Annotated in this window: 12 protein-coding genes; 4 read left to right on the top strand and 8 right to left on the bottom strand. The window is 37.6% G+C overall.

Annotated elements, in window-relative coordinates; genetic code table 11:
* A partial coding sequence (locus L323_RS36750; protein WP_020816682.1) for an OmpL47-type beta-barrel domain-containing protein occupies positions 1 to 4,847 on the bottom strand: 4,847 nt, incomplete at its 3' end.
* A gap of 366 nt (positions 4,848 to 5,213) precedes the next feature.
* On the opposite strand from L323_RS36750, the gene L323_RS36760 reads away from it, so the two are divergent.
* The 4 genes from L323_RS36760 to L323_RS36775 all read left to right on the top strand — a co-directional run bounded on the left by L323_RS36760 (position 5,214) and on the right by L323_RS36775 (position 7,043).
* Entirely contained in the window at positions 5,214 to 5,564 is a 351-nt protein-coding gene (locus L323_RS36760) for a sigma-70 family RNA polymerase sigma factor (RefSeq protein ID WP_014312889.1), read from the top strand.
* The gene (locus L323_RS36765) at positions 5,513 to 5,731 is read left to right on the top strand and encodes a helix-turn-helix domain-containing protein (protein WP_020816684.1); all 219 of its coding nucleotides are present in this window, start codon (positions 5,513 to 5,515) and stop codon (positions 5,729 to 5,731) included. Before L323_RS36760 ends, L323_RS36765 begins: the two co-directional genes overlap by 52 nt.
* 318 nt (positions 5,732 to 6,049) lie before the next feature.
* Positions 6,050 to 6,346 carry a hypothetical protein gene (locus tag L323_RS36770; protein ID WP_020816685.1) on the top strand — a complete coding sequence of 99 codons (297 nt, stop codon included), beginning with the start codon at positions 6,050 to 6,052 and terminating at the stop codon, positions 6,344 to 6,346.
* Positions 6,339 to 7,043, top strand: coding sequence for a hypothetical protein (locus L323_RS36775; protein ID WP_020816686.1), 705 nt, complete (start codon positions 6,339 to 6,341; stop codon positions 7,041 to 7,043). The genes L323_RS36770 and L323_RS36775 overlap by 8 nt, the downstream gene beginning before the upstream one ends.
* 90 nt (positions 7,044 to 7,133) lie before the next feature.
* On the opposite strand, the gene L323_RS0121105 is transcribed toward L323_RS36775, so the two are convergent.
* From L323_RS0121105 to typA, 7 genes are all read right to left on the bottom strand, one after another.
* Positions 7,134 to 8,789, bottom strand: a complete 1,656-nt coding sequence (locus tag L323_RS0121105) for a peptidoglycan D,D-transpeptidase FtsI family protein (RefSeq protein ID WP_031342403.1) — start codon at positions 8,787 to 8,789, stop codon at positions 7,134 to 7,136.
* Between the two features lie 92 nt (positions 8,790 to 8,881).
* Positions 8,882 to 9,337, bottom strand: a complete 456-nt coding sequence (locus L323_RS36780) for a GNAT family N-acetyltransferase (RefSeq protein ID WP_020816687.1) — start codon at positions 9,335 to 9,337, stop codon at positions 8,882 to 8,884.
* Between the two features lie 48 nt (positions 9,338 to 9,385).
* Positions 9,386 to 9,751, bottom strand: coding sequence for a hypothetical protein (locus L323_RS41515; protein ID WP_020816688.1), 366 nt, complete (start codon positions 9,749 to 9,751; stop codon positions 9,386 to 9,388).
* A 601-nt stretch (positions 9,752 to 10,352) separates the two neighbouring features.
* Complete coding sequence (locus tag L323_RS36790) at positions 10,353 to 11,573, bottom strand: peptidase U32 family protein (RefSeq protein WP_020816689.1); 1,221 nt, start codon at positions 11,571 to 11,573, stop codon at positions 10,353 to 10,355.
* A gap of 19 nt (positions 11,574 to 11,592) precedes the next feature.
* Positions 11,593 to 12,234 (bottom strand): O-methyltransferase, encoded by a 642-nt coding sequence (locus tag L323_RS0121115; RefSeq protein ID WP_031342406.1) that lies wholly within the window; start codon positions 12,232 to 12,234, stop codon positions 11,593 to 11,595.
* Between the two features lie 105 nt (positions 12,235 to 12,339).
* Positions 12,340 to 13,620: an endolytic transglycosylase MltG gene (gene mltG, locus L323_RS36795; protein ID WP_020816690.1), complete on the bottom strand. Its 1,281-nt coding sequence runs from the start codon at positions 13,618 to 13,620 to the stop codon at positions 12,340 to 12,342.
* An 88-nt stretch (positions 13,621 to 13,708) separates the two neighbouring features.
* Positions 13,709 to 15,526 carry a translational GTPase TypA gene (typA, locus tag L323_RS36800; protein WP_020816691.1) on the bottom strand — a complete coding sequence of 606 codons (1,818 nt, stop codon included), beginning with the start codon at positions 15,524 to 15,526 and terminating at the stop codon, positions 13,709 to 13,711.
* Between the last annotated feature and the right edge of the window lie 145 nt (positions 15,527 to 15,671).

Here is a 15,671-nt window from a genome sequence, read left to right on the forward strand (position 1 = left end):
TTACTAACCTTTACTTCGAATATATCCGTTGCTGTTGCTTCACCTATTTCCACAGGTGTAGTTACTGCTGTTGCTTCAACTGTTTTGTCCTCTGGTATTTCCAATTCAGGATTTGTTGTATCCTGTATTGTTATTTTCTGAACCTTGGTTGTTACATTTCCGTTGGCATCGGTTGCGGTCCAGGTTACTTCGGTTGTTCCAATTGGGAAGGCTTCTGGAGCATCACTCTTTACTTCTACCTTAAAAATATCAGTTGCTTCTGCAGTTCCTATTGCTACTGGTGTATTTACCGCAGTTGCTTCGGTTGTTATGTCTTTTGGTATAACCAATTCAGGATTTGTTGTATCCTGTATTGTTACTTTTTGTACCGCTGTTGTTACATTCCCGTTTGCATCGGTAGCTGTCCAAGTCACTTCTGTTAATCCGATTGGGAAGGTTTCTGGAGCATCGTTCTTTACTTCTACCTTGAAAATGTCTGTTGCTTTTGCTTCACCAATACTAACAGGTGTATTTACTGCAGTTGCTTCAGTTGTTATATCATCAGGTCTTAAAAGTAATGGATTTGTTGTATCCTGTATTGTTACTTTCTGAACATCTGTTGTTACATTTCCGTTTTCATCAGTAGCTGTCCAGGTTACTTCTGTTGTTCCGATTGGGAAGGTTTCTGGAGCATCGTTCTTTACTTCTACCTTGAAAATGTCTGTTGCTTTTGCTTCACCAATACTAACAGGTGTATTTACTGCAGTTGCTTCAGTTGTTATATCATCAGGCTTTAAAAGCAACGGCTTGGTTGTGTCCTGTATTGTTACTTTCTGGACATCTGTTGTTACATTTCCGTTTTCATCAGTAGCTGTCCATGTTACTTCAGTTGTTCCGATTGGGAAGGTTTCTGGAGCATCATTCACTACGTCAACCTCAAAAATGTCAGTTGCTTCTGCAATTCCAATATCAACAGGTGTATTTATTGCTGTTGCTTCTGTGGTTATATCTTCTGGAACCTTTAATACAGGGTTGGTAGTGTCCTTTATTGTTATTTTCTGTACTTTAGTTGTAGAATTTCCGTTGGCATCGGTTGCTGTCCATGTCACTTCTTTAGTTCCTACAGGATAGTTTTCCGGCTTGTCATTTACAACCTTTACGTCGAATATATCCTTTGCTGATGCCTGGCCAATATCCACAGGAGTCAATTTATGTGTTGCTTCCTTGGTTATATCACCCGGAATATCAAGTTCAGGTGCTGTGGTATCAATTATTGTTATTTTTTGTGTTTTAGTTGTTTTATTTCCGTTTGTATCAGTTGCTGTCCAGGTTACCACGGTTGTTCCCAGAGGATAAGCTTGTGGTGCATCATTTTTTGTAGTCGGGTCAAATATGTCAGTCGCTATGGCTTGACCAATGTCTGCTGGTGTTAATATTGCGGTAGCTTCTTTAGTTATGTCCTCCGGTACTTCGAGGATTGGACATGTTTTGTCCGTAATGGTTATATTTTGTGTCTTAGTTATTGTGTTACCGTTTGCATCAATTGCTGTCCATGTTACGACGGTTGTTCCCAGAGGATAAGCCTCAGGTACATTATTTTTGATTTCGACAGGGAAAATGTCTTTTGCATCAGCCTTTCCGATATTAACAGGTGTCAGTTTAGCTGTAGCCTCCATTGTAATGTCATTGGGAACTGTCAACACAGGTTTGGTAGTATCCTTTACAATTACGTTCTGCAAAGCTTCGCTTTGATTTCCGTTTGCATCTGTAGCTTTCCACAGAACTTTAGTAATTCCCACAGGATAATCTGTAGGAGCGTTATTCTCTATTTTCACAGGGAATATGTCCGTAGCTTCTGCTTTGCCTATGTCTACTGGTGTTCTTACCTGCGTTGCCTCAATTGTTATATCCGCAGGAATAATTAATAAAGGCTTGGTTGTATCAACAATAGTAATATTCTGAACCTTGGTATCTGCATTTTGATTTTCATCAGTTGCGGTCCATGTGATAGGTGTTGTTCCAATAGGATAATCTGCCGGAGCATCATTTTTTAATGTAACCGGGAATATATCTTTTGCTGTAGCTATACCGGGGTCTACGGGTGTTCTTATTGCAGTTGCTTCTACCTTCTTGTCCCCGGGCACTGAAAGAACGGGTTTTGTTGTATCTTCTACGGTTACGTTCTGATAGCCGATAGTCATATTGCCATTAGCATCGGTAGCCGTCCATGTTACTTTTGTTGTACCAATCGGATAGTCATTTGGTGCGTTATTTTTTATTTCTACAGGGAATATATCACTTGCTATGGCTTGACCTATGTTTACAGGAGTTCTTATTGCCGTTGCCTCAACTTTTACGTCTTTTGGTACAGTTAACAGCGGCTTTGTTGTATCTACTACTGTAATTCGCTGTTCAACAATGGTTTCGTTTCCATTTTCATCAATTACTTTCCATTTTATAATGGTAGTTCCTATAGGAAACAGTTTAGTCTCTGGGCAATTGCTGGAAATTACAATAGGGAATATGTCGTATGCTTCGGGTACTTGTATCTGTACAGGTGTCAAAATTCCGGTAGCCTCGACTTTAATATCTGCAGGTACTGTTATGACAGGTTTTGTTTTGTCTGTTACCGTTATATTCTGAACTTTGGTTGTAACATTGCCATTTTCATCAACAGCCTTCCAGACTACAGGTTTTGTTCCTACAGTATAGTATTCAGGAGCGTTATTGGTAACCGTAACATTGAATATATCTGTTGCAGTTGCTTTACCAATGTCCAACACCATTTTTCTGTTTGTCGCCTCAATTGTTATATCTTCCGGAATAACCAGATCCGGAGCTTTTGTATCCTGAACTGTTATTATCTGATCTTTGGTGGTCACATTACCATTTGCATCTGTTGCTTTCCATGTAACTGTAGCTTTTCCCACCGGATAGTCAGCAGGAGCATTATTGGTTATATCCACTTTAAATATGTCTGTTGCCAAAGCTTGACCTATATTTACTGGTGTTCTTCTTCCAATTGCTTCTACCGTCATATTTTCCGGAACAGTAAGAACAGGTTTTGTAGAATCAATTACTATTACTTTTTCAGTCGCTTTAGTAATATTTTTATTTGCGTCTTCTGCAGTCCATGTAACAATTGTCTCTCCTACAGGAAATTCTTCAGGAGAATCATTTGAAATAGCTACAGGGAATATGTCCGTTGCCTTTGCAGGAGGAAGTGAAACCTTTGTTCCTACCCCGGTGGCTTCAACAACTATATCACCTTGTACCGTAAGCACCGGTGCTATAGTATCTTTCACAGTAATCGTCTGCACAGCCGAAGTCATATTTCCGACTTTATCCGTTGCTTTCCATGTTACAGAAGTTACTCCTACAGGGAATCCGTCTACAGGTGCATCGTTTGTCAGTTCAACACTTGACATATCTTCAACCGTTGCAGTACCTATTTCCAAAGGTGTTTTTACTGCTGTTGCTTCAACAGTTATATCTTTAGGTGGGTATACCGCTGGATTTGTTTTATCAATCTTTACTTGGGTACATTGCTGAGCACTGGTATTTCCTACTCTATCAACAGCCCAGTAAATTACATCAGTAATACCCTCGCTATTTACCGTGAAGGATTTCAGGTATCCCGGAATTACATTCTCTGTACCGGTTTCACCGATTTTGTAATGAATTTCTTTAACATTTGAATTTATATCCGTTGCTTTTAGAGTGACAGTAACATTAGTGTCATTCCAGCCATTTTCGTAACTTTCAGGACTTACACTGCATTCTACTACTGGAGGAGACTTATCAATCTGGAGGTATGCTCTTTGAGTACTTTCTATATTTCCGGCTTTGTCAACTGCATACCAGTAGATAGGATAAGAGCCTTCTGTTTCAATAACTGCTGATGCACTCGGGCCGGGAAGTTTAATTTCCTCACCGTCTCCAATCCTGTAGTAAATTGATTCAACACCGGAATAGGAATCCGTCCCAACAAAATCAATTGAAACATTTTTGTTGTACCATCCAAATGCTACCGTATTTGGTAATGTGGCATTGGTAGAAGGAGGAGATTTATCAATACATATGGGACCAAATGTCAGAGTTGAAGTATTGTTCGCCATATCAACGGCAGTACCTGTAGATATGATGTTTTTACCCTCATATGAGATAACATCCTCCGGTGTACAGCTTTTAATAGCAGACATTGTATCTTTAGCATCATAGGTTACTGTAACCGTGTGATTTGTCCACTTTCCGGCTATATATTCGGCGCCGGTGTCATCCTTTGCACTTACAGTCATTAGTGGAGGAGTATTATCTACAAGGTTTGCCTTGTATGTTCCTACCTGTACATTAAAGGTTACAGTATTCCATCCGGGTACACTTGCCTTAACCTGCAGATTTTCTATTGACCCTACGATTAGTGAATACAGTTGGTATCCTTCACCTACATAACCTGTATATGTATTTACACAAGATGCCATACCATTTGTATCCGTTGTAACAGTTATAAATCTGCTTTCGTAACCTCTCATTTGAGCAATTACTATTTTACTTTCAGAAATTTCAAAAGTAACCGGGATACCGGCAAGAGGCTTTCCTTCAGCATCCTTCGCTACAACCGTCAGAGGCATCATAAATCCTCTTCCCCCGGTTACTGCTGGCGAAGGCTGTGATAACATCATCTGTTGACGTAGGGGAGAAACTGCATATAAAGCAGACCCCGAGCTATCAGCAGAAAATGCCTCTCCATCACTTAATACTACTGCCAACGAGAATGACAGTACCCCAAGCAGGAAATAACACACCCACTTGTGTAGCATGCTAATGCTCTTACTCTTCGCCACAAAAGGCGATTTTTTTTCTTTCATCTGAATTCCTCCAATTGCTTATTTTGTATTTTTCAAAATATACTCTTAGGCATCCTACAAATACATAAAAACTAACACCCCCTTTTATATGAAAATCAGCATACAACCTTTCAAAATAAACCTCCTTCTTATATAAAGGCAATTTCTCCCCGCCCGTTACAACTTTTTTTAAAAATCTAGTTACAATTTTATGTAATTAATTGTAATTTTTTTAAATTATGGTTGTTATATGTACCGAAAATATTACTATATTAGTGAAACACCACGGGAAGACATCACTAGCGGAAAGAAAATTCACACAAGTAAAACACTGTTAAAAGACTAAGTTATTGAATTACAAAACCATCAAACTTCGGAGGTATATTTATGTATACAAACGATGACATCTCGGTGGAAAATTGCAGAAAACTACTGAGAAGAGCAGCATGGAGAATACAGTATAAAGCACGTGTTCAACAAGCTAAAGAATGTCAGATAATTTTTGAAAATCAGGCATATAACTGTGGGTTTGAAACTGAAATACTTTCAAAACTATATGTAAAAGAACTATTGGATACAATACCATGGGAAAAGTGCAGATTTATTTTAGAAAAAACAATAATTGATGAAATGACTGAAAAAGAAGTTGCACTCGAATTGCATATGACTCAACAGGGGGTGAACAAATGGAAAAAGAAAGGGCTGGAGTTATTGCGGAAAAATCTAATGGATTTTTAGAGATGGTTAAGAAGGCTCAACAAGGTGATAAAGAATGCATGGATAAAATATTGGATTATTTTACTGCCGATATTGAATATTTATCCAGATATATCATGCTTCCAAGAGAGGATGCTATTCAAACACTTAAAATTGAATTAATGAGTATTATATATGATCAGTTATAATCACTTATAGCGGAAAGAACAATTTGTTTATATCCATTCAGTTTTTAATTCTATAATATGTAGCTGCTATGGAAATAATTGCAGTCCTTTTGCAGAAAACATATTCTAAAATGTCCTGTGCAAAAATCTGTCATCCACTTCGGCTATTTCATAGCCAAACTAATATTTCCATAAACTTATTTTCAAAAACTATTTATTAAATCCATCAAATCGGACAGGTTGTAAAAATTTTTATAAGATATGATTGTAATATGGGCGGAAAGGATTACTTATAAATAGGTAGTCCTTTTTATATAAATAAAGAAAGAGGGGGTGCAGATGCAATTAAACATTTTAATTACATGCGTTGCGGCAGTTTGTGGAATTATTTTCGGTTATATTACAATGCAGGCGAGGATTAAAGGTGAATCCAAGCAAAGCGGTATTGAGGCCGGTCAGCTTAAAGCAGATATTGACTACATTAAACGTAGCAGCGATACTACACTGCTTGAAATAAGGTGCCTTAATAATACGGTAAGCAACCATGCAGATAGATTGGCCCGTGTTGAGGAAAGTACAAAACAAGCTCATCTCAGAATAAATGAAATAAGAGAGGAGTTGGTTAAGGATGCATAGTGTAAAATTTAAACATCCTGAGCAGGCTTACATATTTCCTAAATTGCTTGACGCAGTAAACAGAGTATGCAACGATTTTCAAAAAGATGCCGAGTGTTCAGCAGGGTATCGTTCTCTTGATTGCCAAAAAGCTACGGCCAAACTGGTTTTGGCTCAGAATAAGGGCAGCTATCAGTTAAATGACGGCTCAGTGTATATTGGTACGGGAAGTAACAGAAGATGTCTTGCAGCTGCTTATGGAAAATCAAATCATTGCTTCTGTATTGCAATGGACATGAATGGCTGGTTTGAAGAACTTACCAACTGCCAGCTAAAAAAGTATGGTTTAGTAAAGCCCATGTCCTATGAGCCTTGGCATGTTCAATTGATTGAGCATACAGGGATAAGTGAGGAACAAAAAATAGCTATCAGGAACAGCTGTCTGAAGGGGGTAAATTGTACTATGAATGTCAAAGATTTTCAATCTATGACTGGACTTGTGAATGATGGAATTCCGGGTCCGAATACAAAGTGTAAGGCAAAAGAGGTTTTACAGGTATGTCAGGAAATTCTGGGACACGATTTTACAAATGCAGAAGATATAATTAAGAGAACCCAAAGCAATCCAGAATACTGGCTGCCAAAGCTTAAAGAAATCAAATATTTTGACAGTTTTATAGTGAACATCGTAAAGGTACTTGGATGTAAGGACAAATAAAAAATTGCTTACTCACTGCAAGCCCTTACGTTAAAATGGTTTCACAGTCTCCTTTATTAGTTGTGAAACCATTTTTTATAATATGCTTTATTATAGTCCTTTTTTCATGATCTCTTTTCCAATCTCTGCAAATATAGGTGCTGCAGATTCTCCTCCGCTTCTTCCATCCTCGATAAAAACAGCTACCGAGTATTTTGGAGATTTTGCCGGAAAATATCCTGCGAACCACGCCTGAACTATTTTTTGGCCATCTACATATTGACCTGTTTCAGCACTCCCAGTTTTGCCTCCTGCGCCCCCATACTCATCAATACTGGCCTTTTTTCCTGTTCCGGTGTTTACAACACCTTCCATTAGGTTTTTAATCCTGTCACTGGTGGCCTTTGACAGTACCCTTTTTTGCTCTGTTTCCTTTAAATCCCTGACTTTGTTACCTTCTTCGTTTACTACACAATCAACTACATTAATATTGTTTTTTATTCCACCGTTAGCAATTGTAGCTACCATATCAGCTATCTGAACCGGAGTTGCCATAGTTTGTCCCTGCCCAATAGATACATTTGCAACATCACCGGGATTTTTAAGATCCGTTATGGCGGGAATTACTCCCTTTGCTTCTTCAATACCCTGTTTGGACAGTCCTGTAAATTTTCCAAGACCTAGTTTTTCACACATTGAGATTATTGGTTCAGCCCCCAGTTCCAAGGACATATTTATAAAATAAGCATTGCATGATTTTGCAAGAGCACTATTTATATCTATTGTGCCATGGCCTCCGGTATTATATGAAGAGCATTTGAACTCTGTATCTCCTATCTGTATATATCCCGGACAGTTGAATACCATGTTGTAATCCTGGTCTTTTTCAAATACGGCAGCCAAATCGATCAACTTGAAAACCGAACCGATATTATACTGTGCAACAGCTCTGTTAAATAAAGGCTTTTTGTTGTTGAGCAGATAATTTTCAATATCGTTGGGGTCAAAATCAGGTTTACTGCACATACCTACAATGTCTCCCGTTGCCACATCCTCTACTACTATAGAGCCTGTCATTCCCTTTTCATCCAGAACCTTTTCAATAATACTCTGTATATGGTAATCTATGGTAAGCCTGATATCCAGCTTTTTATTCTCACTGTTTTCCTCAATTATTCTATACCCGAGACCACCCAGCAAGTTATTACCTCCGTCTGTTATTACACCTATTGAGTCTGTTTTGCCATAATTCAATGTCTTTTCATATATTTTTTCCAGCCCAAAACTTCCCACTTGGTCAACCTTGTTCAAATAACCAAGCAAGTGTTTCGCCCTGGTATCAGTGTTGTATCTGCTTAATGTGTTTACAAAAGATATTCCTTCATAATTAAGCTGAGAAAGAACATCCTTTGTTTCACTGTCAACTTCCATTATCATGGGGGTATTTTTTCTTTGCAAAGATTCGTTTGTTTTTTCGGGGTCAAGCCCCAGTATCCGGCATATATTATCAACTGCTTCATTCTGCCCACGTAAAAGAGAGGGTTTCAGAACTACAGTGACTTTTGGTGTTCTTCCTGTAAGCTTTATTCCGTTTTTATCCAGAAAATCGCCTCTCGAATTCTCTATATTAACATTGTTCACTCTTTGGCTGGACGCTTCCTTTGAATAACCTGGACCTGCCACAACCTGTATATAAAATAGTCTGGTTACCAGTAATGCAAATGTTGCCATAAATATAAATAGTATTGTCTTAATTCTTTTTGTCATAATAAACCCCTTTAATTGAAAATGATTATTATACTAATTATTTCCATGTCAAAGGGGAGGTTATACAACTTATGAATATTCCTCAAATTGATTTATATTTTTTTAAGAATTTTTACATATTTGCCGAGTTCATCTTCTCCCTCAAAAATAATATTTGTAAAACCCTTTTTTTCATATAGGTGTTTAGCAACTATATTATCAATATCAACCCCTACAGAAATTTCCTCAAATCCAATTACTTTGGCATAATTAATAAGGAAATCAAGAATAATCCCTTCAATACCTCGATTACGATATTCGGCTTTAACTATCATACGAGAAAGGTATACTCGTTTACCCGGAATTGTATAATCCGGGTCACTATTGTGTAAAACCAAGGCCCCCTCTCCAATAAATCCCCCGTTTTCTATATAAACAAAAATTATTCTTATACCTTTTTCTAATTCATCATACCACTTCTTGGCATTTTCAAAATTACGATTCATATCCCATATGTTGCTGCATTTATAGTAATCTTGGGGTTGTAATTTAATGATATTATAAGGCATTAAAGCTGCATCTCCTTTCATTTTTACTCATAGGTCTGTTAGAATACTTTACAGAATGGAAATTACACCTTTAACAATTTTATAAATATCACCATTAATTTTATTATCAAAATAATGCTTAATCTCAAAAAGTGATTCCCATTTTGGGATAGTTGGTTCGTTAAAACCTCTTCTTAATACGACATTAACAAATCTTTTTTCAATATAAGTTGGTCCTGTAGGAAACGAAATTGCATCACACAACTGAATTAAATGGTCATAATCATTGTATTCTATATTAGAAATATAGCCTTGAATAAAATCAGTTTCAGAAGGGCTACAATCATTATCCCCATTATAAGCACTAACATTTTTGTACGGAAATGAATGAGTAAAACAAATACGGGCACTATCGTCATATCCTTGTGAAATCATGAATTGTATCCTGATAAAATATGATGCATATCCATCACACCGTCTCTGCGACCAATATCATGTAGCAAACCTAAAACACAAGCTATATTTTTATCGAAATTATTGCATTTCGAAGCTATTGCTCTTGCACACATACCTGCTGTTTTGTTATGTTCAACCCATGTTCCAGGGTTTAATTTTTCATCTTCGTTTAGTATTTTTACTGCATTTTCAATATCTGGTATTCCATATACTCACCTACTATACATAAATTTGGTTTATCTTTACTTTGTAATATATAAACAAGTGTGTAATTCCTCTTAATTCCATGTTATATTCTGTCAACCCATAAGTCAAGTAATTGCATATTTTAATGCTCGTAATTCTCTTACCGTTGTATCCAATGCTTCGTTGATATGCCTATAAAGTGCCTATATTGATGATACAAGTCTTTAACAACATACTTCCATTGCAACCAGAACATAGACTTGTTCGTTAGCCTCTAATTCCGGATTTGACCCGCTAGAGGAGCAGCCGAACCTCCCTAATCAAATCATAAAAAAGAAGAATACCAATGGCATTCTTCTTTTTTATATAGTACTGTTTAATTTTAAGATAATTTTTACTTCCTTCTCAAAATCGTAAAAGGCCCCACTTCCTCATCAATAGGCATATATACAATCATCTGTGCATGAGGTGCAGTTCTGATGCTTTCACCATCCTCATTATGCATTTCTTTAATAGTTTGTGTAAAATAGCCTTTTCGTGGGCTTACCACTTCAATGTCATCTCCTACGATCATGCGGTTTCTCTGCTCAATCTTTGCAATACCGGTGGTTTTGTCATGTTCCAGTACCATTCCCACAAAGTCGTATTCTCTTATATAGGAACTGGTATTGTATATCTGATCGGCACCTGTAGTCTTATTAAAATAAAATCCGGTGGTATATTCTCTGTGGCTGGCTTTTGAGAGTTCTTTTAGCCATTCGGGATCAAAGCTGTAATTGTCAGGGTCAGCCAAATACGCATCAATAGCCTGTCTGTAAGCACTTACAACTGTGGCTACATAAAACGAGCTTTTCATTCTGCCTTCAATCTTGAAGCTATAAATACCTGCTTTGACCAATTCAGGAATATGCTCAATCATGCATAAATCCTTTGAATTGTATATATATGTTCCCTTTTCATCCTCATAGACAGGATAATACTCTCCGGGACGTTTTTCTTCAACCAGATGGTACTTCCATCTGCAAGGGTGAGAACATGCTCCCCTGTTGGAATCTCGTCCTGCCATATAGTTGCTGAGCAAGCATCTTCCTGAGTAGGAAATGCACATTGCACCATGAACAAAGGCCTCTAAATCCAAGTCGTCTGGTGTTTTCGACCTGATTTCACTTATTTCTTGAAGAGAAAGCTCCCTTGCAGTAACAATTCTTTTAGCTCCATGCCTGTACCAGAACATAGCACTGGAGTAGTTGGTGTTGTTAGCCTGAGTGCTTATATGAATCTCCATGTCAGGAGCATTTTCACGTACAATATCAAAAATTCCTGGATCAGAAACTATAACCGCATCTATTCCCAGTTCATCAAGCTGCTCTATATATTCAGGCAATCCCTCAAGGTCCTCATTATGAGGAATTATATTAACAGTGACATAAACCTTACAATCACGCTGGTGTGCGAAGGAAAGTCCCTCCTTGATGTCTTCAAGTGAGAAATTGTCAGCAGATGCCCTTAAACCAAACTTCTGTCCGCCAATATATACTGCGTCTGCACCATACATAATTGCCATTTTAAGCTTTTCAAGATTTCCGGCCGGAGCCAGAAGCTCAACTTTATTCATAAATCCTCCACAACGTTGTTTACTGTTTATTATAACTAAGTGCTACTCCGTCTCCAATAGGAATTATACCTGTCTCAAATGACTCATCCTCGCAAAGCTCCTTTAGGAAACTTCTCATTCTGTTTACTATGGTTCTCTTTCTCCTTACCACAAGGTCATCACTCGCAGTCATACCCTTATATAGAACATTGTCGGAAACAATAATTCCGCCTGGAGCAAGCATCCTCTTACAATGTTCAAAAAACTCACCGTACTGTCCTTTTGCTGCATCAATGAAAATCATATCATAACTTTTGTCAAGGCAGGCCAGAACCTCTAAAGCATCTCCTGCAATAACATTTATAGTACCCTGAAGTCCGGCACGCTTTATATTTGTTCTGGCCACCTCAATCATTTCTTCATTTCGCTCTATGGTATCTATTATACCCTTTTGCTGCAAAAATCCTGAAAACAAAATAGAAGAATATCCTATGGCTGTCCCAACTTCCAGAATTCTTGAGGGCCGCTTCATACTCCCAATAACCTTCAAAAGTGCTGCCACCTCAGGCTGAATTATTGGCACGTGATTTTTTGCAGCATATTCTTCAAGCTCCGCTAAAAGACCGGTATTGGGTTTAATTGTCTCTCTTATATATTGAGTAATGTATTCGTAATTAATCATTTCATTGCTCCAATCAGCTACAACGTTAAAAATAAAGATGGCATACTGCCATCTTTATTTTTAACATTTCCGGCATTTAAGCCAGCCTAATTAATTTTTGCGTAATTATTTTGCCAATCCATATTGCTTCATAGCCTTTAAATGCTCCGCATATGTCTTGGAGAACTTAGTAGTACCATCACCTGCTGATAAAAAGAACATGTAATCCGTATCCTCATCAGGATACAGTGCCGCATTTATTGCATCAATACTTGGTGAACAAATAGGTCCCGGTGGTAAACCCGCATGAAGATAAGTATTATAAGGATTATCAGTATTTTTATCATTATATGTTATTACCTTATGCACCTTTCCCTCAGTATTAAGGAAAATATACTGGAGAGTGGCACATGACTCTAACTTTCTCAGATTAGGATTCTGATCTTTCAAACGCCTATGAAATACTTCCGACACAACTCTTCTTTCCTGACTGTTGCTTACCTCTCTCTCAATTATTGAGGCAAGAGTAATAACCTGATCCATTGACATACCTAATTCCTTGGCACGAGTATACATTTCTTTTGTTATTTTGTTGTTGAAGTTGCTCAGCATAACATTTATGATTGTCTTTTCACTGGCATTCATTGCAAATTCATATGTATCGGGAAACAAATATCCTTCCAGCTTGAATTCACGATTATTACTGTCTTTTATGTCCTTTATGAAATCATAGTCATACTTTTGATACTTCATTGCATAATCAAATTTGTCTACAGTAGAAAGTCCCTTTTTAACAAAGGTATTCACAATCTGTCTGTAGCTCAAGCCCTCGGGTATGGTTACTTTTTTACTTTCCGGCTTTCCGGTAAGAATTGTCATTATAGTGTTGAATTCCAATCCCGGTTTCAGAATGTGTGTACCAGCCTGATACTTGCCGTCAAAGCCGTTAATTTTTGACACAATTGTAAAAACCTGAGGTTTGCTGATAATACCTTCATTTGCAAGTATTCCGGCAATAGTCTTGGTATCTGATCCCATAGGTATATCAACCATCTTTGCACCCTCTGAATCAGCCTTTATTTTGACTTCCTTGGTTACTGTCTCAGATGTATCGGTGGAAACCGTACTTCTAAAAGTTATAACGGCTCCCACAGTAAAAATAAATACAAAAACAATAAAAATGGTCAGCCAGAAGGACATCTTCCTTAATCCGGCTGATATTATAAATATCCCAAAAAGAACCAATGTAAGCCCTACTGCCGTAAACACTGCATTTAGCAGGCCAAACTTAGCATCAAAGCCTTTTAACAGAGTTCCGAAATAATTCATGATGTTTGGGATTGATAGCAATATCCCGACAATCACAGTCAGTATCCCTGTCAATGATACTTTTAATCTTCTATCCATCAAATATGTGACTCCATTCTAAAAATTCAAAAGCTTTTATAATAACTACTATAATATTCTTTTTAAATTTTGTCCATATTCCCGGTAATTACATTTTACTTCTAATTTTTGCTCTTGATTCTGTATCCAGTACTTTTTTTCTTAAACGGATACTCTTTGGAGTCATCTCTACAAGTTCATCTTCAGCAATAAATTCCAGTGCCTGTTCTAAGCTCAAAATCGTAGGAGGTGTTAATCTCAATGCCTCATCTGACCCGGAAGCTCTCATATTCGTAACATGCTTCTTCTTACAAACATTTACAACCAGATCATCATATCTGGCATTCTCACCTACAATCATACCTTCATAAACCTTTGTTCCCGGTGTTATGAAAAGAGTTCCTCTTTCCTGAGCATTGTACAAGCCGTAAGTAACAGCTTCGCCATCCTCCCAGGCAATCAGTGAACCTCTTGACCTTGTAGGAATCTCGCCCTTATATGGTTCATATCCGTGGAATACGTGATTCATTATTCCATTTCCTTTTGTATCGGTAAGCAATTCAGACCTGTATCCAATCAATCCTCTTGCCGGAATCCTAAATTCAAGCCTCATATAGCCCTGATTTGCAGATGTCATATTAACCATCTCGGATTTTCTTTGTCCGAGTTTTTCCATTACTGTTCCCATGAATTCTTCAGGAACATCTATCATCAGGTATTCGATAGGCTCCATTAACACGCCGTCTATTTCCTTGTTAATAACCGAAGGCTTTGAAACCTGGAATTCATATCCCTGTCTTCTCATTGTTTCAACCAATATTGACAGATGAAGCTCGCCTCTTCCTGATACAACAAAAGCATCAGCAGAATCAGTTTCCTCAACTCTTAAACTTACATTTGTTTCCAACTCCTTGAAGAGCCTATCCCTCAAATGTCTTGAAGTTACAAAGGTACCTTCTCTTCCTGCAAACGGACTGTTATTTACGCTGAATGTCATTGACAAAGTTGGTTCGTCAATAGCAACAAATGGCAATGGATCAGGTGCGCCTACTTCACATATTGTATCTCCGATTGTAACATCACCTACACCGGAAACCGCAACTATATCCCCCAACTTTGCTTCTAAAGTCTCAATTCTTTTCAGACCTTCATAGCAATACAGCTTTGTTATTCTAGCGTTAAGCTGATTTCCTTCCTTTTTACAAATTATTGCGGGCTGGCCAAGTTTTACAGAACCTCTCTCAACTCTGCCTATAGCTATTCTTCCGACATATTCATCATAGTCAATGTTTGAAACCAACAACTGAAGCGTTCCGTCCAGTTCACCCTGAGGTGAAGGAACCTTGTCTATGATTACATCAAATAGAGGCTTTAAATCTCTTCTTTCCCCGCCAAGGTCGCAAACTGCAAAACCTTCCCTTGAAGAAGCATAAATAACCGGGAATTCCAACTGGTCATCGTCTGCTCCCAGTTCGATAAACAATTCCAGAACTTCGTCAACTACTTCCTCCGGTCTTGCTTCCGGTCTGTCAATCTTATTTACAACAACAATTGGCTTTAAGTTCAGTTGTAATGCTTTTTTAAGTACAAACCTTGTCTGTGGCATTGCACCTTCAAATGCATCAACTAATAGTAAAACACCATCAACCATTTTCAGTACACGTTCAACTTCTCCGCCGAAGTCGGCATGTCCGGGAGTATCAACAATATTTATTTTAGTTCCGTTATAGTTGACAGCAGTATTTTTTGCAAGTATTGTAATACCTCTTTCCTTTTCAAGGTCATTGGAATCCATTACTCTTTCAGCAACAGCCTCGTTTTCTCTGAAAATACCGCTCTGTCTGAGCATGGCATCAACCAGAGTAGTCTTTCCATGGTCAACGTGTGCTATTATTGCTATGTTCTTTATATCCTGTCTGATATCCACAAAAACTCTCCTTCACTACTTCCTAATTTATTATCTATAATTAATCTTCTTTTTAAGCCATATTAAACAATATATCTAATATAAAGTAAAAAGCCACTAATTATTCTAATTTACTGTGTCTAAATTGTCAACCTTTTGCATATTT

Source organism: Ruminiclostridium papyrosolvens C7, assembly GCF_000421965.1.
In the GTDB taxonomy this organism is placed as follows: domain Bacteria; phylum Bacillota; class Clostridia; order Acetivibrionales; family DSM-1351; genus Ruminiclostridium; species Ruminiclostridium papyrosolvens_A.